Here is a 19,920-nt window from a genome sequence, read left to right as displayed (position 1 = left end):
GGTGTTACTTGCGTTCATTTAGGGTTTGATTGCATGAAAATAGGATTTGCTTGCACTCGGTGTCAGGTTGCTTGCACTCAACGCCCACTCTCTTTCAAACAGGGACCTTTTACCCCAATTTTTGCTGTCCAACGCGCAGCTTCCTTACAAGTCCAGCGGTTTCATCGCAGGGCCTTCCAACACAGAGCCGTCTTTCCGAAAACGTGAGCCGTGGCACGGGCAATCCCAGGTCTCGTCGCCTTCATTCCATCGGGTCCGGCAGCCCATATGCGTGCAGATCGGGTTACCGATCCGGGTCAAGTGGCCGCCTGCGAATTCTTTCAGCACCAAACCGCTCGTTTTTAAAGCTTGCACTAAAAATGAGCCGAAGCCGGTGCGGTCGGGCGAGTACAGGGCCGCTGCCTTATTGGATTGTCCGAGGATCTGGTCGCTGATGATGTGGGCACTTGCCAAGGAGTTGGACAATCCCCATTTTCGGAAACCGGTGCATAAGTAAATATGCGGCATGCTGGAGGAAATGACCCCTGCATATGGAATGATGTCCGGCGTTTGCGGATCTTGGGCCGACCACCCATGGGTCGGGGCTGATAGTTGATAGACGTCCTGTATCTCTTGGTAAAGTCGGTCATAATGCACTTGGGTCTCCTTTTCCGTTCCGGCTTGATGGCCTTCACCTGACAGGAGGAAATAGGTCTTTCCATCAATTTGGGCTGTCCGGACCGACCGTTTCGGCGAATCAACCGAAATGTATTGTCCTTGCAAAGGCATTGCCGCTTCAGCCGCCACAATATACGAACGGTCAACGAGCAGCTTCATGATTTGCAAACCTTTGATCGCTTCTACCGGATAATGCGTGCAAAGGATCAACTCATTGAACCGGACTTCCACTCGGGACATGAGGACCAAGTAACGCTTATCCAAATCCATCCCCAGCACATCCGAGTGCTCGTAAATACGGGCCCCAGCCTCGATGGCAAGCTGGGCCAGCCGTTGACCGAAACGGACAGGATGGATTTGGGTTTCGCCTCTGATTGTCAACGTTGCCTCCACTGGAATTGGCAATTCGAAGTTTTTGCCGAAATCCCCGGGTATGCCAAGCTCTTGATACGCTTCCATCTCTCGCCGCAACATGTCTGTCCCTTGCTTCGTTTGGGAAAAGAGGATGGAATCTGCCATCAACAGCTCATCTGCTTGGGCAATGGATCTTCCGAAATCCACCGCTGCTTTATTGACATTATAGTAGGTCCGGGCGTTTTCCTTCCCGAACTTTTTCAGTAAATTGGAATAGACAAAGTCATGCTGAACGGTCAATTTTCCAGTCGAATGGCCCGTCGCTCCTTGGAGAATCGAATCTTTTTCGAGCAGCACGACATTTTTCCCGGCCTTCGCGAGAAAATACGCATTGGCAATTCCGCTCAACCCGCCTCCGATGATGCAGACGTCGCACTCGATGTCGTTGCCGAGCGGGGGGGAAGGTTCTCGGGAGTAACCCGTTTGTAGCCATAATGATGAAGTCATATCGCAACCTCCGTTTTCTAATCAATAGCTCCTCGGCGGAATTACGTCCGGGTTAAATCAATTAGTGAAATCTGTCTACTACTTCTCATCTTGAACACAACTCGCTAGGCATATACATTGTTGTTCGTACGGCTTCTATTTAAAATGAAATAAAAAGGCGGGATTCCGATGAAAATAGAAATCTGGTCAGATTATGTATGCCCATTTTGTTACATAGGCAAACGGCGGCTGGAAGAGGCGATGCAGGAAACAGGATTGGGGCGTCAGGCCGAAGTGGTTTTCAAATCCTATCAATTGGATCCCCATGCCCCTGAATCAGCCGACGAATCCGTGGTGGCCGGACTCGCCCAAAAATACGGCATAAGCATTCAAGAAGCGCAACAGATGTTAGACAATGTCGCGGAACAGGCAAAAACGGTCGGCTTGCAATTTGATACGGAGGCGATGAAGCCGGCCAATACATTTCAGGCGCACCGTTTGGCGAAACTGGCGGAGCGGGAAGGGGTTGCGGCAGAGGTGGTCGAACGCCTGTTGAAAGGGCATTTCATCTTAGGAGAAGTGCTTGGACAACAGGATGTTCTCTTGTCCATTGCGGAGGAAGCTGGAATGGATAGAGCCCGAGCCGAAGAAATGCTTGCATCCGACGAGTTTTCGGAAGAAGTGCGCTCGGATATCGAAGAAGCCGGGCAATTGGGTGTTCGTGGCGTTCCGTTTTTTGTCATCAATCGGAAATACGCCATTTCAGGCGCACAACCTTCCCAGGTCTTTGCTGATGCCCTTCGGAAGGCAGCGCAAGAGGAGTCTTCTACAGGTGAATAAAGCCAATGAAAAACGGACCTAGGAATAATCATTCCTGGTCCGTTATTTCATTTACTGTGCGGGATTTGCTTCCAGTTCAATGATGATTTTCACATCATCGCCTACAAGGACGCCGCCTGTTTCCAGAGCTTGGTTCCACGTAAGGCCGAAATCTTTGCGTTTGATTTTTCCTTTTACAGTGAAGCCGACGACTTCCTGACCCCACGGATTCGTCGCTTTCCCTTCATATTCGGCTTCGAATGTCACTTTTTTGGTGACGCCTTTGATCGTCAAATCGCCTGTGACATCGTATTCGTCATCATCCGTTTTCGCAATGGCCGTAGAAACGAACTTCATTTCCGGATGGGTCTCTGCGTCGAAGAAGTCCGCCGAGCGCAGATGGTTATCCCGGTCTTCGCTATTTGTATTAATTGTGGACATATCAACAGAGAATTCGATATTGGCATTCGCCAAATCTTCGGGATTCCCTTCGATCGTCCCTTTAAAGCTTTCAAAATTCCCTCTTACTTTCGAAACCATCATATGCTTGACAGTAAAACCTATATTGGAATGTGAACTATCGATTACCCATGTTGTCATTGTAAAAAACATCCTTTCTTTTTGTATTATCTATAACTATACTTCTAAACTATCTTGAAATCAAGGTAAATATCTTGAATTAAAGAATTTATTCCACGCAATGAAATTGTAATGAATAATACCTTGTCAAAATAGTGGATTCCAAGCATACTTATAAAGGTGAAAGCTTTTTCCTCCTCATTTACGGGCAACTCCCCTCCTTGCATCAGAATTAAATTCGGTGATCCAATCTCCCGAGCAGCACAAACTGCCTTTATTTAATCCGATGATTAAGCTGAAGTGAACAGCGTATAATGGCCTATAATAGAATGTTGGTCCACAGCCATTTTTGTGCACTTGGTGTGAGGTCGAGTTATGGAATCTTCACGTGATGCGGTGGGAAAAGGTATTGATTGGAAAGGACTGTATGTGGATGTCAAAGCATCAGTGGATAACTGATTTACGGAAAGAAATCATACAAGGCGACATTTTGATAGATGAACCGTTATGTAACTATACAATGACAAAGCTCGGCGGCTGTGCGGATGTACTGGCGATGCCGGGGACGATGGAAGAAGCGGAGGCGATTGTCCGTTATGCTCATCAGCATGAAATCCCTCTTCTTCTGCTTGGTAATGGGTCGAATATGGTCGTGCGGGATGGGGGAGTCAGAGGAATTGTACTTCATCTCTCCAAGCTAAATGCGATTCACATTGAGGGGACGCAGGTCCATGCGGAAGCAGGGGCGCTGATCATCGATGTTTCTAGACGAGCAGCAAGCGAAACGTTGACCGGATTGGAATTCGCCTGTGGCATCCCGGGATCCATCGGGGGGGCGATGGCGATGAATGCAGGTGCCTATGGTGGCGAGATCAAGGACGTCATCAAACAAGCGACCGTCCTTACGAAATCCGGGGAACGGCTGGTCTTGTCGAAGGATGAACTGGAGCTTGGTTATCGTCAAAGCATCATTGCGAAAAAAGGATACTATGTATTATCGGCCGATTTCGAACTGGCTCCGGGAAGCCAAGAAGAGATTGATGCGAAGGTGGCAGACTTGACGTTTCAACGGGAATCCAAACAGCCGCTCGAATATCCGTCTGCCGGGAGTGTATTCAAAAGACCGCCTGGAAAATTTGCCGGAAAACTGATCCAGGATAGCGGATTGCAAGGCAAAGGGCATGGGGGCGCGGAAGTGTCGTTGAAGCATGCCGGTTTTATTATTAATAAAAACAACGCGACCGCTACGGATTATATTCGGACGATTGACATGGTGAAAGAAGAAGTGAAAAAACGATTTGGAATTGAATTGGAGTTAGAGGTGAAAATTGTGGGCGAGGAGTAATCCGGATTATCCTCTATTTCCAGTCTAATCCAAAACAGGCGGATGACCTATTTCTGGGCCGTCCGCCTGTTCCATGTCTATTATTCGATTTTACAACTAATCAAAGACGGGTCGCTTACTTGGTCGTCAATAATGGGTACTTGGCACATCTTGTTATTGTGCATGAATTTAAAAATACCATTGTTAAAATCCGTTCCGATTTCCTTGAAAAATATTCCTTCAAAACGGACATCCTTGGAAAGAGTGAAGTTGATACGAAAACTGGATCCATCCTCGACTAAATAAGCCCGCACTCCTTTTTCGAATAACCCTTCACTTTCATCCCGAATGGAGCGCGCGACCGAGACGACATGAAAGTCGACAAACGTAATTTCGCGCAACAATACATTCATAAAGGAACCTTTGGTGATTTCTTCCCACCTGCTTTGCGCGGTTTGCCCAATAATAATCTGTGTAATGTTATATTGATGTGCGACCTCCTTGATCACTTTTGCAGTAGAGCGTTTTTCATTATCCTGAATAATGAATTCTTCTACTTCAAGTTCCTCGGCCAATTCCTTCCAGCTTTCCAGATACTCGGATTTTTCAGCGTCGAAATCATCGAGGGGAAGTGGATCGACAGTCAATATATATAATGGGCAGTCCATAATACTTGCCATTTTATGTCCGCGCCTGATAAGACGTTCACCATTTGGACCGTAGTAGACACAGACGAGAATACTCTCATCCATACGGCCTTTCACTTTGCCCATGACGGTAGTCACCTCTTAATGAATAGTAATTGTATTGTTCTATCAAAACTACGAAATTATATAGGACAACGGTGAGTTTTTCAAGAAGAAATTGAAGAAAGTCATCAATGTGCGACGTATCTGATATTAGTGTATAATTTCTTATGTAAACTCATCGAAGTTCCCCTAACATGGTGCCTATGGCTACCTATTATCTCGCCAGTAGCGTTACGAGTCAAGTGTACGACAAGCTGGATGAACTCCATTCTATCTCTATAATGAAGTAAGTTGCAACAATATTACGAATTTGTCGTTCGTCCCCAGTTTGAATTCAAGTCCTTTCCATATTGGAGGTATAGATTTGTTGATTATCACGATTGCTATCTTTGCCCCTTTTTTAGCTGCAGTATTAGTGCCTTTCATTTATAAGCAGATTCCCAATCGAAATATCGGTTGGTTTGTTCTGCTCGTTCCGCTCTTGTTATTTCTCTTGCTTTCCAGTTTCATACCTAATGTTGCTTCTGGAAATGTATACATACATACCATTCAATGGATTGAGTCAGCGGGGATTCATTTTACGACCTATCTAGATGGCCTTAGTCTAATTTTTAGCCTTCTTATTACTGGGGTCGGGACACTCGTTATCCTTTATTCCATATATTATTTATCGGAACGCGAATCATTAGGGCGTTTTTACGTTTATTTGCTCCTGTTCATGGGTGCCATGCTAGGAGTAGTCTTTTCGGATAATTTAATGGTGCTGTATGTTTTCTGGGAGTTAACGAGTATTTCCTCCTTTCTATTAATTGCCTTTTGGTACTATCGAAAAAAATCTAGATATGGTGCACAAAAATCAATGCTCATTACCGTTACGGGTGGAGTCGGGATGCTTGCCGGATTTATTATGCTATTTGTGATGACCGGCTCCTACAGTGTTCGGGAAATCATCTCCTCGATCGGACAATATACGGATGATAGTTTGTTCATGCCGGCGATGGCACTCATCCTGCTCGGCGCCTTTACTAAATCTGCCCAGTTTCCATTTCATATTTGGTTGCCTGATGCCATGGAGGCACCTACGCCGGTCAGTGCCTATTTGCATTCGGCTACCATGGTCAAAGCGGGCATCTATCTGGTAGCGCGTTTCACGCCTATATTCGGTGGGGAAATGGTTTGGTTTTATGCTGTCAGTTGTGTCGGGATCTTCACATTATTCTGGGGCTCGTTCAACGCAGTAAAGCAGACCGACTTAAAAGCGTTGCTTGCATATTCCACTATTAGTCAGCTGGGTCTCATCATGTGTCTGTTAGGCCTGGGCTCTATAGGTCTTCGAGAGGGCTACAGTGCGAATGCCATCCTCTATACGCAGGCAACATTTGCGGCATTATTCCATCTCATAAATCATTCGACGTTCAAAGGAGCCCTCTTCATGGTGGTCGGTATTTTGGACCATGAACTAGGCACGAGGGATATCCGGAGACTTGGCGGGCTCATGTCATTCATGCCTGCCACGTTTACGATCGCTTTGATTGGCAGTTTTTCTATGGCGGGATTGCCTCCGTTCAATGGTTTCTTGAGTAAGGAGATGTTCTTTGAGGCAATAGTAAGTATCAGGAATCTTGATATTCTTTCGACGGGAATGTTGGGATCGATGTTTCCGGTTGTCGCTTGGATAGCGAGTGTGTTGACGTTTGTTTACTCGGTGATCATTGTCTTCCAAACATTTCTGGGGCAGCATCATCCAACTAGGCTCGACCGTAAAGCACATGAAGCGCCGATTGGAATGCTGATAGCACCCTCAATTCTTGCTGTTCTTGTCCTCGGTATCTTCTTTTTCCCGAATGTGATCGGTTCTTATTTATTGCGTCCTGCGATGATGGCGGTTTTCCCGGCATTTGAGGGTGCTCCTGGATTGGTTCCGGAAATATCGGCTTGGCACGGTTTTAATCCTGCGCTCTGGATGACGGTGGGTGTGGTGGTTGTCGGGACACTGCTATACTTCTCTCTTCGGTATTGGAAGGGCATTTACAACATTGCACCAATGCGCTGGAGTCTTGACTCGCTTTACAATAGCCTGTTGATCCGGACAGAGCTAGGGGCCTCGGTCCTGACAAGAAGTTATATGACAGGTTATCTTCGGGATTACTTTACCTATATCTTCATTTTCTTCATTGTCGTTGTAGGAGGGGGCTTATTTTGGACAGGCCAGGTTACGATTGATCTATCGAATGACGCCTCGATCACCATTAATGAATACATCATCGTATGCGTCATGATGGTGGCGGCAGTAGCGATCCTCTTTGCAAAATCACGCACTTCCGCGATTATCTTGAATGGGGTTCTGGGCTATTCCATTGCCATCCTGTTTGTTGTCCTCCGGGCACCGGATCTGGCTCTCACTCAGATCATCGTAGAGACGGTAACAACAGCGTTGTTTCTTCTTTGCTTCTATTTCCTACCTGAATGGAAGAAAGAAAAGTCTCTTTGGACTACTAAAATTATCAATGGGATGATTGCCATTTCAATGGGTACCGTCGTCACAGTTCTAGGACTTGTTGTGCAGGGCAATAAAATGTTTGAGTCGATATCCGTTTACTTTGAAAATGCGTATGATCTCGCTGGGGGGTCCAATATTGTAAACACAATATTGGGAGACTTCCGTGCTTTCGATACGATGTTGGAAGTCGTTGTTCTATTCCTGGCTGGAATTGGTGTATTTGCTTTGATTAAACTGAAGGCTGGTAAAGGAGGGCGAGACGTTGAAGATCAATGATGTCATTTTAAGGACTGTCACAAAAATTGTCGTCTTTATCATTTTGACATTTGGAGTGGAACTCTTCCTATCTGGTCACCATAATCCCGGTGGGGGCTTCATTGGCGGACTTGTCCTATCTTCCGCGTTCGTCCTGCTATACCTGGTACATGATATCGAAACGGTTCACAAAGGAATTCCATTTGACTTTAAAAAAATTGCCGCTTTTGGTGTCTTGCTGGCAGTCGGTACAGGGGCAGGAGCTGTTCTGTTCGGAGCTCAGTTTCTTACACAGACGTTCGGCTACTTTCAATTACCGGTTTTCGGTGAAACGGAACTGGCAACCGTCATCTTGTTTGAAGCGGGGGTGGCGTTAACAGTTGTTGGTGTAGTTGTCACCATTATTTTAAGTATAAGTGAGGATGTGTAGCAGATGGAAACGTTCATAACGTTACTGGTTGGAGTTCTCGTCACGGTTGCGGTTTACTTGCTGCTATCCAGAAATCTGATTCGGGTTATTCTTGGCACGGCTCTCTTGTCCCACGCTGTTCATTTATTATTAATGACAATGGGGGGGCTGAAGAAGGGGAGTGTTCCTTTGTTAAGCGAAAATGCCGAGAGCTATACAGATGCTCTTCCACAGGCGCTCATTTTGACGGCGATCGTTATCAGTTTCGCAGTCACTGCTTTTTTACTGGTGCTCGCTTACCGTACATATAAAGAGACAAATTTTGACGAACTCGACGCATTGAGAGGGTTCGAAGATGAATAATAGTATTGTTATGCCTATGATTATTCCACTATTGACAGGCATTGTGCTTATCTTCTTGAGACCGTATGTGAGAGTCCAGCGGATGCTTAGCATTGTCTCCATTTTGGCAATAGCATTTGTCAGTTTATTTATTTTGAATCGCGTTCAGTCTGAAGGGATTTTGCGGCTTGATTTCGGAGGGTGGTTGCCGCCTTACGGAATATTGTTTGTTGCAGATTCCTTCTCCGTTTTGCTGGTATTGACATCGGTAGTCGTAGCTGGAGTCATTCTTCTATATTCTTTTTTATCAACTGGCAAAGAGCATGAACATATGTTTTTTTACCCCTTTGTCTTTTTCCTTCTTGCCGGTGTTAACGGGTCATTTTTGACGGGCGATCTCTTTAACTTATTTGTCTGCTTTGAGGTCATGCTCCTCTCATCTTATGTACTTATTGCGCTGGGGGGAAGAAAGGTACAACTGGTCGAATCGATTAAATATGTCGCCATTAATGTCTTATCATCTTGGTTTTTCCTTCTGGGAATTGCGTATCTCTATGGTGTGGTGGGTACGCTGAATATGGCACATCTATCGGTCCGTGTAGCGGAAGTAGGGCAAGGGCCTCTCCTGACTGTCATCAGTATCATATTCCTTGTCGTCTTTAGCCTGAAGGCCGGCCTGCTTCTATACTTCTGGTTGCCGGGCTCCTATAGTGCCCCCCCGACGGCAGTGGCCGCTTTGTTCGGGGCATTATTGACGAAAGTCGGGATCTATGCGATGTTTCGGACATTCACACTCATTTTTTATCATGAACCGGAAATCACCCATACACTTATCGGTATCATGGCTGCGGTGACAATGATTGCTGGGAGTATTGGGGCTATAGCCTATAACGATATCAGGCAGATCGTTTCCTACAATGTGATCATTGCGGTTGGATTCATCCTGGTGGGTCTTGCTGTTTCAACAGAAGCCGCATTTCAAGGATCCATTTATTATTTAATTCACGACATGATCATCAAAGCGCTATTATTTCTCCTTGCAGGTACCATGATATTTTTGACAGGCACTGCAAAGATAGGGGAAATGAGTGGACTGATCCGGAACTACCCAGTACTAGGATGGTTATTTTTTATCACGATGCTTTCGCTTACGGGGATTCCGCCACTTAGCGGGTTTATCGGAAAAGTGTACATCGGCCAAGGATCAATAGAAGCCGGGGCGTTTGTCTTGCTGGCCATCGGTTTTCTATCAAGTATTTTTGTCCTGTATTCATTACTGCGGATATTCTTGAACTGTTTTTGGGGTGAAACCATCATTAATGAAGATGATGACGTTCCTCTGCGCAAAGGATTGCTCGTTCCTGCAGTGATTTTAAGTTTGATGACCATTGCATTGGGAATTGGAGCGGAAGGGATTGCGCCGTATGTGAGCGACGCCGCAAGAACGCTGATGAATCCGGAAATATATATCGAGGCCGTATTGAATTGAAATGGAATTGGGGTGTTTTTTCCCCAACGACAAGAAGGAAGAGGTGACGAATCTTGCCCGCTCAGCTGCTGTTAAATTTATTCATAGCATTTCTCTGGATGACCTTGATGGATGAAGACGAGCTGAAGTTTACGACTTTCTTTGCCGGCTTTCTTGTCGGGATTGGAATCATTTTTTTCATGCATCGGTTTTTCGGCACCCAATTTTATTTGCGCCGGTTATATTCATCTTTCAAATTGATGCTCATTTTTATTTCGGAGCTTACCCAGTCGAGCATTATTGTGTTAAAGCAGATTTTAAGTCCAAGATTGAAGATAAAACCTGGCATCTTCAAATACGAAACGATTTTGAAAAGTGATGTGGAAGTAACGATGCTTTCGCTTCTCTTAACTTTGACACCGGGATCTGTCGTAATGGAAGTCGCCCCAGAAGGGAATTTGCTCTATATTCATGCGATGGACGTGGAGCAGTCCCGTGCAGGACTTATTAAACAGTTGAAGAATTTTGAAAAGGCGATTATGGAGGTGACCCGATGATGATTGAAATAATGCTTGCGGTCTCCATTGTCTTATTTGCCATTACCATTGCGATTGCGGTATTACGTATAATTCTCGGGCCCTCCATGCCGGACCGGGTCATTGCCCTGGATGTCATAGGCGTCAACTTGATCGCGACAATTGCAGTCATTTCAGTCATTATGAAAACAAAAGCATTCTTGGAAGTCATTCTGATCCTAGGAATATTATCGTTTATTGGGACGATCGCTTTCTCCAAATCTATCGAGAGGGGTGTTATCGTTGAGCGTAGACGAGATCGGTAAATTTATAGGGGCATTATTAATTTTAACGGGCGGAATTGCAAGTGTAATCAGTGTCTTCGGGCTCATCCGTTTGCCTGATGTGTATACGAGATCCCATGCTGCCACGAAAAGCTCGACACTTGCGGTTTTGCTGACATTGTCTGGTGCTTTTTTATACTTTTTGTTTAGTGAACATTTTATCAGTGTCCGGTTGCTTTTAGGAATTGTTTTTGTGTTTTTGACAGCGCCAGTTGCGGGACACTTGATTATTCGGGCGGCGTATCGGTCGAATGTGAAATTGGCCGATATCTCCGCTGAGGATGAACTTTACGAGGTACTGCATGGCAAAGAGGGGGAAGACAACGCGGATAGATAGAGTTCCTCTTTTTTCTGCGGGCTTTCGTATTAAATGAAAGAGCCTGTAATTTACTACCTTCTCCATTACTGCTAATTGCTATCTGAGAGATGAGGGTGTTGGATGAATTCAATTTCCTTGGACGGACTAATTTTCCTGATTGGTTTTTTTCTATTAAGTGGGGTTTTCATGACGAAGATCACATCCCGTGCAGGGGTTCCGGCATTGGTTCTCTTCATGATTTTGGGGATGGTGTTAGGTAGTGACATTACGGGGCTGATTGATTTTTCGGATGTACACCTTGCCCAGACAATCGGTATGGTTGCACTAATCGTCATCCATTTTGAGGGTGGGTTGCGGACAGATTGGAATCATGTCCGGCCGAATTTAGGCGGAGCTGCTGTTCTGGCAACAGCGGGCGTCATTTTCACTGCAGCTATTCTGGCAGGCGCGGCACATTATTTGCTAGGCCTCGGATGGTTGGAATCGTTTCTACTTGGCTCCATCGTTGGCTCAACAGATGCTGCTGCCGTATTTTCTGTGATGGCGGGACAAAACATTCGGAAGAATATGTCGTCAACACTCGAATTGGAATCAGGTTCCAATGATCCAATGGCGATGTTTTTGACCATTGCCTTCATTGAATGGCTAACCCGACCCGAATTTTCCAATGGGAATCCTTACCTTATACCTAGTTTTTTCATTCAAATGGGGATGGGACTTGCATTAGGACTTGGTTTCGGCTATTTATCTTCACGGTTGATGAACAAAATTAAGTTAGATGCGAGCGGTTTGTATGCGGTGTTGTCAATGGGGCTAGCCATTTCCATTTATAGTGTAACAACGGTAACCGGAGGAAGTGGCTTGCTCGCAGTGTATGTGGCCGGCATTCTGATCGGCAACCGGGAATTGAGCCATAGTCATTCCATTTTCCGGTTCCACGAGGGGTTTGCTTGGTTAATGCAGATCACCATGTTTGTCATTCTGGGGTTATTGGTCTTCCCGAATGAATTGACAAGTTGGAATTTAATTTGGAAAGGGCTTGTCCTGTCATTCGTTTTGATGTTCATTGCCCGACCGATTGCTGTTTTCCTTTGTACTATGTTTTTCGATTATACTTTCAAAGAGAAACTATTTCTGTCTTGGGGAGGACTCCGTGGCGCCGTCCCAATCGTTCTCGCAACATTTCCTCTCCTCGCTGGAGTACCAGATCCGTTTCTCTATTTCAATATGGTATTTTTCATTGTCTTAATGTCGGCCTTACTACAGGGTTCAACGATTTCAATCGTAGCAAGTTGGCTTGGCCTCGAAGCACAACCCCCGCCGAAACGAATTCATCAGCTGGAGCTCATTTCGATGGGGAAGGCCAATGCGGAAATGCTTGAGGTGGAAATATCGGCACATTCACCGTTCCTCAATCAGGAAGTACAAACGCTCGGACTTCCGAGAGAGACGGTCATTTCAGCCATTATCCGCAACGGTACACTCGTTATGCCTACTGGAAAAACGATGTTAGAGGTGGGGGATGTTTTATACATATTGACCGCCAAGGAACAAGTGCCGAAGGTGAAACTGGTCTTGGCGGAGGAAATTGGGATCGAAGTGTAAGAATATGCAATAGGGCTGTTACCGAGATCCGAGGTAACAGCCTTGTTTTATGTTTGGATAGGAGTTATTTACTTGACAATCAACACAGGGGCCTTCGCCCGCTTTGCCACTTTGTGGCTGACGCTTCCGAGGACCATTTCCTGGAATGCGTTCAGCCCGCGACTGCCGAGGATGACCAGGTCGAATTGGCCTTCATTGGCGTAGATAACAATGGTCGGACCGGGTTCGCCATGTTTAATGACCAGTTTATATGAAATACCTTGCTCTTTGAATAATTTCTCAATCGGCGCAATCCGATTTTTTCGGTCGATGTGTAAATCGTCTGCGCTTGCATCCAGGATGACATCCGCCCGGATTCGATCATAATCCAAGATATATATCAAATCCACGGTTGCGCCGGGAGTCAACGAAGCCAAATGAACAGCATGCTGTGCGGCCCGTACAGAGTTATCCGACCCATCTACCGCCACTAATATTTTGTTATACACATCGAATGCCTCCTTTTCTTACAGTATATGAAAAAGTTTCACAAATCTCTAATAGAAACCTTTATTATTTAAAAACATTCAAAGATCTGTTTGTTTGACCTTGTAACCCGAGAGTGAATTGCATATACTAAACTTAATCAAACTAACATTTGAATGAGGTGTCTATATGACGATAAAAGATGTTTGTGAAACTACGATTGTTCATGAAGAGGTTGTAGAGCGAATTCAAGGATTACTTCCGGATTTGGATGGGATGGTTCAAATCTTCAAAGCGCTGGCAGATGAAACGAGACTGAAGATCGCGTATTCGTTAACACTGGAAGAAGAGATGTGTGTATGTGATGTGGCTGCAGTTATCGGGTCATCTTCCGCCACCGCCTCGCACCATCTTCGATACTTACGGGATCATGCACTCGCAAAATCGAAACGCAAAGGAAAAATGGTCTATTATTCATTGGCCGACGATCATATTCATCAACTGGTGAAAGTCGCATATGACCATGCTATTGAAGAAGGTGATGATCATGGCAACGGTTAACGAAAACGAATACAGGTTAGAAAACTTAACATGCGCCAATTGTGCGCTGAAATTCGAGAGAAATGTAAAAAACCTACCATCTGTCGACGAAGCCCAAGTCAACTTCGGTGCTTCCAAATTGCGCTTCAGCGGCAGTGCCACGATCGAGGAGCTGGAAGCGGCAGGTGCATTTGACGGTATCAAAGTCGTTCCGCTGCATCAGGAACAGCGTAAGTTAGAACCAAAGACTCCATTTTATAAACGAAAAGAGAATATTGTATCTTTCATTTCCCTGATTTTCCTTTTGGTCGGGTCATTCGTCTCCTTCCGTTATGAAGAAACGCATCCTATGGCCATTGCTTTATTTGCCGCGTCTATCGTAGTAGGGGGAACGGGCATGTTCCGAACGGGTTTGGCCAATCTCGCCCGATTCGAATTCGACATGAAAACGCTCATGACGATTGCCATTATCGGGGCTGCAATTATTGGGGAGTGGCGCGAAGGGGCGGTAGTCGTGTTCCTGTTTGCGGTTAGCGAAGCCCTCGAAGCGTACTCGATGGACAAAGCGCGCCAGTCCATTCGGCAACTGATGGATATCGCGCCGCCTTCCGCACTCGTAAAAAGGGACGGCGAGCTAGTCGAATTGCTGACCGAAGATATCCGGATCGGTGATATCCTGGTTGTTCGACCTGGACAAAAAATCGCGATGGACGGTACCGTGCTGTCCGGGACCACAACTGTCAATCAAGCGGCCATTACGGGAGAGTCTGTCCCGGTCTTGAAAGAGCAGGGGGATGAGGTATTCGCCGGGACGCTCAACGAAGAGGGGGCGCTCGAGGTTAAAGTCAACAAATTGGTCGGTGACACAACCATCGCGAAAATTATCCATTTAGTCGAAGATGCGCAGGCGGAAAAAGCGCCTTCCCAAAAATTTGTCGATACATTTGCCCAATACTATACTCCGGTCATTATCGTCATTGCCATTTTGGTAGCCATTGTACCACCATTCCTCGGTGGAGATTGGAGTGAGTGGATTTACCAAGGGTTAGCTGTTCTCGTCGTCGGTTGTCCATGTGCGCTCGTCGTTTCCACCCCGGTAGCCATCGTCACAGCGATCGGCAATGCCGCCCGCCAAGGTGTGCTCATCAAAGGCGGCATCCATTTGGAGGAGACGGGGCGCCTGGACGCCATTGCATTTGATAAAACGGGAACCTTGACGAAGGGTTATCCGGAAGTGACGGACTTCATTGCAGCGGAGGGGACGGAAGCAGACCGGTTGCTCGGCATGGCAGCCGCAGTGGAATCGATGTCCCAGCATCCACTTGCGAAAGCGGTAGTCAATTTTGCAAAGGAAAACGGAGCTGGCACATACGAAGTTTCCGATTTCCAATCGGTAACTGGAAAAGGGGCATACGGCAAAGTGGATGGAGTCACAATCTCAATTGGAAGCCTGGATTGGGCTAATGAACTGACACAAGTGCCAGCCTTCATCATGGAGCAAGCCGTCGCTCTTCAGAAAGAAGGAAAAACGGTAATGGCCATCGTGCAAGAGAATCGATATGGTGGACTGCTCGCTGTGGAAGATCCGGTACGGGAAGAAAGCCGAACGGTCCTTGCGAAGTTGAAAGAAATCGGAATTCGGCATACGGTCATGTTGACGGGGGATCATCCGGGCACTGCGGCTGCAATCGCAGAAAAACTCGGAGTCACCGATGTCCGTGCCAGCCTGATGCCGGAGGATAAACTGACGGCCATCAAACAATTGAGAGACAAATACGGCCGTGTTGCTATGGTGGGGGATGGCATCAATGACGCTCCCGCTCTCGCTGCCTCCTCCATTGGGATTGCAATGGGCGGAGCAGGAACAGACGCTGCACTCGAGACGGCAGATATCGCATTGATGGCAGATGATTTACGTAATTTGCCATATACGATGAAATTAAGTAGAAAAACATTGCGAATTATTAAGGAAAACATTATGTTTGCATTAGGGCTGAAAATTGTAGCGCTGCTTCTCATCATTCCAGGATGGCTCACGCTCTGGATTGCCATTTTCGCCGATATGGGAGCGACCTTATTAGTAGTGCTAAATTCGCTGCGTTTATTGCGGATTCAAAAGTAAACAGCATAGTTCAGCCAATTGGCTTTGCGGGCCGGACGATCTGAAAAGAGCTGGGTTGGCATACCAGCTCTTTTAGATATTTAAATAAATGAAAGTAGAACTGAAATAGAATGGAGGCGGTTATGGATGCACTTGGAAGAATGGACAATGGAAGAGCAAGAGCAGCTGATCCATTTTATGACGACCAATACTTGGCCATTCCACGGAATTCCACACCCTGGCCGTGATATGATTGAAAAGGCGATTGAAGAAGGAGGCTATGAGTCGGATGAAGTAAAAACCTTCTGGGTCGAGAATGAAGAAGGTGAAAAAGTCGGCATAGTGAAAATTTACGACTTGCAAGACGAAATTCCACTCTTTGACTTGCGGATCGCTGATGTCTCGCGCGGATTGGGTTATGGTCCGAAGGCACTTCGACTCGTCGCGGAATATGTATTTGGATTGAAAGAGAAGAAAATTCGCTTGGAAGGGCATACCCGTCAAGATAATCTGGCTATGAGAAAAACGTTCGAACGGGCTGGTTTTGTCAAAGAGGCCCACTTGCGGAATGCTTGGTTTTCACCGAGGGAAAATAAGTATTATGATGCCGTTACATATGGAATCACCCGAGAGGATTTTATCATGGGAACGACTACGCCTGTTATTTGGGAAGATGGGGACAAGCCCAAGGTCTTCGTATCGCCACGGCGTATTCCGGATTTTCCGGATTCATTTGAATCGGAACGGCTTTTGATCCGGGCTCCCAAAATAGAAGATGCGCCGGATGCACTGCGTGCCATTCAGAGATCATTGGAAGGACTACGGAAATGGATGCCGTGGGCGAAACCGGAACCTGAGCTGCATATGACAGAGGAAAGTTTGCGGAAGGCGATTGCAAACTTTATTACCCGCCAAGACTTGCGGTTTCATATTTATCATAAAGAAACGGGGGAATTCATCGGGTCATCCGGACTGCACCGGATCGATTGGTCCATCCCTAAATTTGAGATTGGCTATTGGCTGTCAAAAGACTTTCAAGGAAATGGCTATATGACGGAGGCGGTTGTAAGAATTGAACAATTCGCTTTTGAACAACTCGGGGCGAGACGGGTGGAAATTCGTTGTGATGAGGCGAATATGAAAAGCCGCCGGGTAGCGGAGCGTGCGGGCTTCGTCCTGGAAGGAATCTTGAAACAAGATTCTCTGTCGCCTGATGGAAATGTTTTACGGAATACATGCATCTATGCGAAAATAGACTGATGAGGGTAGAACGGGGAAAGGGATGCCGACATGACGTCGACATCCCTTTCGTTACACGGTTCGTTTCCCCGTAAAGAGCTGGATGACAAAAATGATTCCGGCAACTACGAGTAAAAGGTGGATCAGTCCACCGCCAATTTTAAACACAAGCCCTAACAGCCAAAATACAATCAGGGCAACGATAAGCAACCAAATAATTCGGCCCATGCAGATCACCTCTTTCCTGATTACGTCTTACTTTAAAATTACCCTTCTAAAAGTCAGGCTAAACATAGAGGGGAAGGAGTAGAGGCGATACCATGCGGGAATCCAAATAGGAGGCGTTCCGGTTGGCAACACCAGGAATGGAAGACTATATCGAACAAATTTATTTGCATATTGAAGCGAAGGGGGAGGCACGTGTATCGGATGTTGCGGAATCACTCGCCGTCCTCCCTTCCTCTGTCACAAAAATGGCGCAGCGCTTGCATCGAGAAGGCTATGTCGTCTATGAACGGTATAGAGGACTTGAGTTGACGGACAAAGGGTTGAAATTCGGCAAGAAATTAGTGCGACGCCATGATTTGTTGGAGCAATTTCTCCGTATCATCGGAGTGGAAGAGGAGAATATTTATGGTGATGTGGAAGGGATCGAACATCATCTGAGTTGGAATGCCATGGATCGGATCACCGACCTGGTGGAGGCATTGAATCAAGACGAAGAGTTCGTCCGGAAATTGAAAATGGGAAGAGAGAAAGAAGGCGATTGGGAATGAAAGAAGTGCAACCTGGTACAACGACCGAATTGGAAGTCATCGAAAGAGAAGGCTCAAGATGGATCTTGGAAGGCGATGTAAGGATGAATGCCTCTGATGCGGACGAGGCCATTCAAGAAGGGGATCGGGTAACCGTGTTTCTCTATGTCAACCGGCGCAAGGAACTGTCCGCCACGATGCAACTCCCTCACGTGACTATCGGTTCGTACGGCTGGGCCCGCGTCATCCGGGTCGATGCCAAGGAAGGGGTCTATGTCGATATCGGGGCTCCTGTGGAAGTGCTGGTGAATAAAGCGGATATGCCCAGAATCCGTGCCCTATGGCCACAAACGGATGATATGCTCTATATGACATTACGTACCGATTTGGGAGGCAATCTGTTTGGCAGGCTAGTGACTGAAGAGAGAGTGCTCGAGCTGATTGCAGAAGCGCCTAGTGACGTAACGAACGCCAATTTGAAAGCAAGGGCATATCGTTTATTGCCTGTAGGATCTTTCCTATTAAGCATTCCGGAAAACTACCGGATTTTCATTCATAATACCGAAATGGAGAAAGAGCCGCGCCTGGGCGAGGAGCTGGAAGTCCGGGTGATCGGGGTCCGGGACGACGGGACGTTAAACGGCTCCCTGCTGCCGCGAAAACAAGAGCGCCTAGCGGACGATTCGGAGGTTATTCTTCGTTATTTACAAGACAGCGGAGGACAAATGCCATTCACCGATAAATCCACTCCTGATGAAATCCAGGAGATGTTTGCAATGAGCAAAGGGTCTTTCAAGAGAGCGCTCGGCAGACTGATGAAGGAAGGGAAAATCACCCAGGAAGATGGATGGACCAGGTTGAAATAATTGCTCGTCGGGAACTTTTCCGAGTCTCCCATCGTATTAATCCGTAAAGGAGAGGAGAATGACTATGAGACGGTTCATCACGACACTGGCGGCCATTTTGCTGACGTTTGGTGTCTTATTTCCCCAAAACATCCATGCTGAGAAGGCAATCGATGAAAAACTCGGTGTCCCTATTGTAGTGTATGGCGCCAATTTATCAGAGGCTGAGAAAGAGACGATGAAAAAAAGCTTGGGAGTTGACCAAGAGGCCGAAGTCGAAGAAATTATGGTCGATGGCAGTGACCTTGTCAAATATATTAAGAACGGCAATAGTCAGGCAAGAATGTATTCATCTGCCAAAATTACGCGTCAAGATGCAGGAAAAGGACTCGTTATTTCTATTGTCACAGAAGAGAATATTACGGAAGTGACAGCGGACATGTATGCAAACGCCATGCTGACAGCGGGAATCGAGGACGCCATCGTTGAAGTGGCGGCTCCGAAAAAAGTGTCGGGTCACTCCGCACTTGTTGGAATTTACAAGGCGTATGAAGTGACAGGTGAAACACTCGATACCGAACGGACAGATGTGGCAAACGACGAGTTGAATCTGGCAACAAAATTCGCAAAAGACTCCGGCATCGAGCAGGAGCAAGTGACAACCCTCCTGACGGAAATCAAGAAGCAGATCGCTGAACAAAACCCGGCAACCAAGGAAGAAGTCGAGCGGATCGTCAAAGAACAATTGTCCAAATTGAATATTGAGTTAAATGAAGCCGACCGCCAATTGCTCATCGACTTGATGGACAGGATCCGGAACTTGGACATCGATTTCACCAAGTTTTCCGATCAACTGAATGACATGGCTTCAAAAATAAAAGACAAAATCGGTGATATTGATCCCGGCTTTTGGGAAAAAGTGAAACAATTTTTTGCTGACCTGTTTGAATCCATCCAATCTTGGTTTAAATGATAGGTAAGAGGGGCTGTCCGGTAAATCGGATAGCCCCGTTTTTGGAAGGGGCGTAGAGTTCGGCAGCGTTATGAGCGCTTGTGAAGAAATATGAGCGGTTCTCTGCCGCTATAAGCACTTGTGGCGAAATATGGACGGCCGCGTTCGACTTATGGGCGGTTCATTGAAAATATAGGCGTAAAACATTTTTTATGGGCGTTTGTGGAAAGATATGAGCGATTACCAAAAAGCGAGATATTTGAAATCAATCGATGGAGATGATACACTTCGATTACCT

21 protein-coding genes are annotated in these 19,920 nt (G+C 46.4%); 16 read left to right on the top strand and 5 right to left on the bottom strand.

Annotated features, from left to right (window positions below):
• Positions 1-144: 144 nt before the first annotated feature.
• A complete protein-coding gene (locus tag AB1K83_RS16285) occupies positions 145-1,518 on the bottom strand; it encodes an FAD-dependent oxidoreductase (protein ID WP_413059272.1) in 1,374 nt (457 codons plus the stop codon).
• A gap of 168 nt (positions 1,519-1,686) precedes the next feature.
• Here AB1K83_RS16285 and AB1K83_RS16280 point away from each other — a divergent pair, with 168 nt between their 5' ends.
• Complete coding sequence (locus AB1K83_RS16280; protein WP_413059271.1) at positions 1,687-2,337, top strand: DsbA family protein; 651 nt, start codon at positions 1,687-1,689, stop codon at positions 2,335-2,337.
• Positions 2,338-2,388: 51 nt separating this feature from the next.
• Here AB1K83_RS16280 and AB1K83_RS16275 read toward each other — a convergent pair whose 3' ends face one another.
• Positions 2,389-2,916, bottom strand: coding sequence for a YceI family protein (locus tag AB1K83_RS16275; protein WP_413059270.1), 528 nt, complete (start codon positions 2,914-2,916; stop codon positions 2,389-2,391).
• 412 nt (positions 2,917-3,328) lie between these two features.
• On the opposite strand from AB1K83_RS16275, the gene murB reads away from it, so the two are divergent.
• Positions 3,329-4,240 carry a UDP-N-acetylmuramate dehydrogenase gene (murB, locus tag AB1K83_RS16270; RefSeq protein ID WP_413059269.1) on the top strand — a complete coding sequence of 304 codons (912 nt, stop codon included), beginning with the start codon at positions 3,329-3,331 and terminating at the stop codon, positions 4,238-4,240.
• Between the two features lie 80 nt (positions 4,241-4,320).
• Here murB and AB1K83_RS16265 read toward each other — a convergent pair whose 3' ends face one another.
• Positions 4,321-4,992: a histidine kinase gene (locus tag AB1K83_RS16265; RefSeq protein WP_413059268.1), complete on the bottom strand. Its 672-nt coding sequence runs from the start codon at positions 4,990-4,992 to the stop codon at positions 4,321-4,323.
• Between the two features lie 340 nt (positions 4,993-5,332).
• On the opposite strand from AB1K83_RS16265, the gene AB1K83_RS16260 reads away from it, so the two are divergent.
• The 8 genes from AB1K83_RS16260 to AB1K83_RS16225 all read left to right on the top strand — a co-directional run bounded on the left by AB1K83_RS16260 (position 5,333) and on the right by AB1K83_RS16225 (position 12,725).
• Positions 5,333-7,744, top strand: coding sequence for a Na+/H+ antiporter subunit A (locus AB1K83_RS16260; RefSeq protein ID WP_413059267.1), 2,412 nt, complete (start codon positions 5,333-5,335; stop codon positions 7,742-7,744).
• Positions 7,731-8,153, top strand: a complete 423-nt coding sequence (locus AB1K83_RS16255; protein WP_413059266.1) for a Na(+)/H(+) antiporter subunit B — start codon at positions 7,731-7,733, stop codon at positions 8,151-8,153. The genes AB1K83_RS16260 and AB1K83_RS16255 overlap by 14 nt, the downstream gene beginning before the upstream one ends.
• A 3-nt stretch (positions 8,154-8,156) precedes the next feature.
• The gene (locus AB1K83_RS16250; protein WP_413059265.1) at positions 8,157-8,495 is read left to right on the top strand and encodes a Na(+)/H(+) antiporter subunit C; all 339 of its coding nucleotides are present in this window, start codon (positions 8,157-8,159) and stop codon (positions 8,493-8,495) included.
• Positions 8,488-9,963 (top strand): Na+/H+ antiporter subunit D, encoded by a 1,476-nt coding sequence (locus AB1K83_RS16245; protein WP_413059264.1) that lies wholly within the window; start codon positions 8,488-8,490, stop codon positions 9,961-9,963. The genes AB1K83_RS16250 and AB1K83_RS16245 overlap by 8 nt, the downstream gene beginning before the upstream one ends.
• A gap of 53 nt (positions 9,964-10,016) precedes the next feature.
• A complete protein-coding gene (locus AB1K83_RS16240; RefSeq protein WP_413059263.1) occupies positions 10,017-10,499 on the top strand; it encodes a Na+/H+ antiporter subunit E in 483 nt (160 codons plus the stop codon).
• Positions 10,499-10,783, top strand: a complete 285-nt coding sequence (locus tag AB1K83_RS16235; RefSeq protein WP_413059284.1) for a Na(+)/H(+) antiporter subunit F1 — start codon at positions 10,499-10,501, stop codon at positions 10,781-10,783. Before AB1K83_RS16240 ends, AB1K83_RS16235 begins: the two co-directional genes overlap by 1 nt.
• Complete coding sequence (locus AB1K83_RS16230) at positions 10,761-11,138, top strand: Na+/H+ antiporter subunit G (RefSeq protein ID WP_413059262.1); 378 nt, start codon at positions 10,761-10,763, stop codon at positions 11,136-11,138. Before AB1K83_RS16235 ends, AB1K83_RS16230 begins: the two co-directional genes overlap by 23 nt.
• A gap of 102 nt (positions 11,139-11,240) precedes the next feature.
• On the top strand, positions 11,241-12,725 hold the full coding sequence (locus AB1K83_RS16225) for a potassium/proton antiporter (RefSeq protein ID WP_413059261.1): 1,485 nt from the start codon (positions 11,241-11,243) through the stop codon (positions 12,723-12,725).
• Positions 12,726-12,793: 68 nt separating this feature from the next.
• Here the strand turns inward: AB1K83_RS16225 and AB1K83_RS16220 are convergent, their stop codons facing one another.
• On the bottom strand, positions 12,794-13,213 hold the full coding sequence (locus tag AB1K83_RS16220) for a universal stress protein (protein ID WP_413059260.1): 420 nt from the start codon (positions 13,211-13,213) through the stop codon (positions 12,794-12,796).
• A 166-nt stretch (positions 13,214-13,379) separates the two neighbouring features.
• On the opposite strand from AB1K83_RS16220, the gene AB1K83_RS16215 reads away from it, so the two are divergent.
• The 3 genes from AB1K83_RS16215 (at position 13,380) to AB1K83_RS16205 (ending at position 17,091) form a co-directional block, all read left to right on the top strand.
• On the top strand, positions 13,380-13,751 hold the full coding sequence (locus AB1K83_RS16215) for an ArsR/SmtB family transcription factor (protein WP_413059259.1): 372 nt from the start codon (positions 13,380-13,382) through the stop codon (positions 13,749-13,751).
• A complete protein-coding gene (locus tag AB1K83_RS16210; protein WP_413059258.1) occupies positions 13,738-15,852 on the top strand; it encodes a heavy metal translocating P-type ATPase in 2,115 nt (704 codons plus the stop codon). Before AB1K83_RS16215 ends, AB1K83_RS16210 begins: the two co-directional genes overlap by 14 nt.
• A gap of 126 nt (positions 15,853-15,978) precedes the next feature.
• Complete coding sequence (locus AB1K83_RS16205) at positions 15,979-17,091, top strand: GNAT family N-acetyltransferase (RefSeq protein ID WP_413059257.1); 1,113 nt, start codon at positions 15,979-15,981, stop codon at positions 17,089-17,091.
• Positions 17,092-17,142: 51 nt separating this feature from the next.
• Here the strand turns inward: AB1K83_RS16205 and AB1K83_RS16200 are convergent, their stop codons facing one another.
• A complete protein-coding gene (locus AB1K83_RS16200; protein WP_413059256.1) occupies positions 17,143-17,298 on the bottom strand; it encodes a lmo0937 family membrane protein in 156 nt (51 codons plus the stop codon).
• 122 nt (positions 17,299-17,420) lie between these two features.
• Between AB1K83_RS16200 and mntR the strand changes: the two genes are divergently transcribed.
• The 3 genes from mntR (at position 17,421) to AB1K83_RS16185 (ending at position 19,643) form a co-directional block, all read left to right on the top strand.
• Entirely contained in the window at positions 17,421-17,846 is a 426-nt protein-coding gene (mntR, locus tag AB1K83_RS16195; RefSeq protein WP_413059255.1) for a transcriptional regulator MntR, read from the top strand.
• The gene (locus AB1K83_RS16190) at positions 17,843-18,691 is read left to right on the top strand and encodes a S1 RNA-binding domain-containing protein (RefSeq protein ID WP_413059254.1); all 849 of its coding nucleotides are present in this window, start codon (positions 17,843-17,845) and stop codon (positions 18,689-18,691) included. Before mntR ends, AB1K83_RS16190 begins: the two co-directional genes overlap by 4 nt.
• A 64-nt stretch (positions 18,692-18,755) precedes the next feature.
• Positions 18,756-19,643 carry a DUF1002 domain-containing protein gene (locus tag AB1K83_RS16185; protein ID WP_413059253.1) on the top strand — a complete coding sequence of 296 codons (888 nt, stop codon included), beginning with the start codon at positions 18,756-18,758 and terminating at the stop codon, positions 19,641-19,643.
• Positions 19,644-19,920 lie beyond the last annotated feature (277 nt).

This window comes from Sporosarcina sp. 179-K 3D1 HS, assembly GCF_047228905.1.
Classification (GTDB): domain Bacteria; phylum Bacillota; class Bacilli; order Bacillales_A; family Planococcaceae; genus Sporosarcina.
This window is presented reverse-complemented; position numbering and strand designations above follow the sequence as displayed.

Bases quoted from the DNA above. Each gene is read 5' to 3' on its own strand.
- AB1K83_RS16285 (WP_413059272.1), bottom strand. From the start codon at position 1,518: ATGACTTCATCATTATGGCTACAAACGGGTTACTCCCGAGAACCTTCC.
- AB1K83_RS16280 (WP_413059271.1), top strand. From the start codon at position 1,687: ATGAAAATAGAAATCTGGTCAGATTATGTATGCCCATTTTGTTACATA.
- AB1K83_RS16275 (WP_413059270.1), bottom strand. From the start codon at position 2,916: ATGACAACATGGGTAATCGATAGTTCACATTCCAATATAGGTTTTACT.
- murB (WP_413059269.1), top strand. From the start codon at position 3,329: ATGTCAAAGCATCAGTGGATAACTGATTTACGGAAAGAAATCATACAA.
- AB1K83_RS16265 (WP_413059268.1), bottom strand. From the start codon at position 4,992: ATGGGCAAAGTGAAAGGCCGTATGGATGAGAGTATTCTCGTCTGTGTC.
- AB1K83_RS16250 (WP_413059265.1), top strand. From the start codon at position 8,157: ATGGAAACGTTCATAACGTTACTGGTTGGAGTTCTCGTCACGGTTGCG.
- AB1K83_RS16245 (WP_413059264.1), top strand. From the start codon at position 8,488: ATGAATAATAGTATTGTTATGCCTATGATTATTCCACTATTGACAGGC.
- AB1K83_RS16235 (WP_413059284.1), top strand. From the start codon at position 10,499: ATGATTGAAATAATGCTTGCGGTCTCCATTGTCTTATTTGCCATTACC.
- AB1K83_RS16225 (WP_413059261.1), top strand. From the start codon at position 11,241: ATGAATTCAATTTCCTTGGACGGACTAATTTTCCTGATTGGTTTTTTT.
- AB1K83_RS16215 (WP_413059259.1), top strand. From the start codon at position 13,380: ATGACGATAAAAGATGTTTGTGAAACTACGATTGTTCATGAAGAGGTT.
- AB1K83_RS16210 (WP_413059258.1), top strand. From the start codon at position 13,738: ATGGCAACGGTTAACGAAAACGAATACAGGTTAGAAAACTTAACATGC.
- AB1K83_RS16205 (WP_413059257.1), top strand. From the start codon at position 15,979: ATGCACTTGGAAGAATGGACAATGGAAGAGCAAGAGCAGCTGATCCAT.
- AB1K83_RS16200 (WP_413059256.1), bottom strand. From the start codon at position 17,298: ATGGGCCGAATTATTTGGTTGCTTATCGTTGCCCTGATTGTATTTTGG.
- AB1K83_RS16190 (WP_413059254.1), top strand. From the start codon at position 17,843: ATGAAAGAAGTGCAACCTGGTACAACGACCGAATTGGAAGTCATCGAA.
- AB1K83_RS16185 (WP_413059253.1), top strand. From the start codon at position 18,756: ATGAGACGGTTCATCACGACACTGGCGGCCATTTTGCTGACGTTTGGT.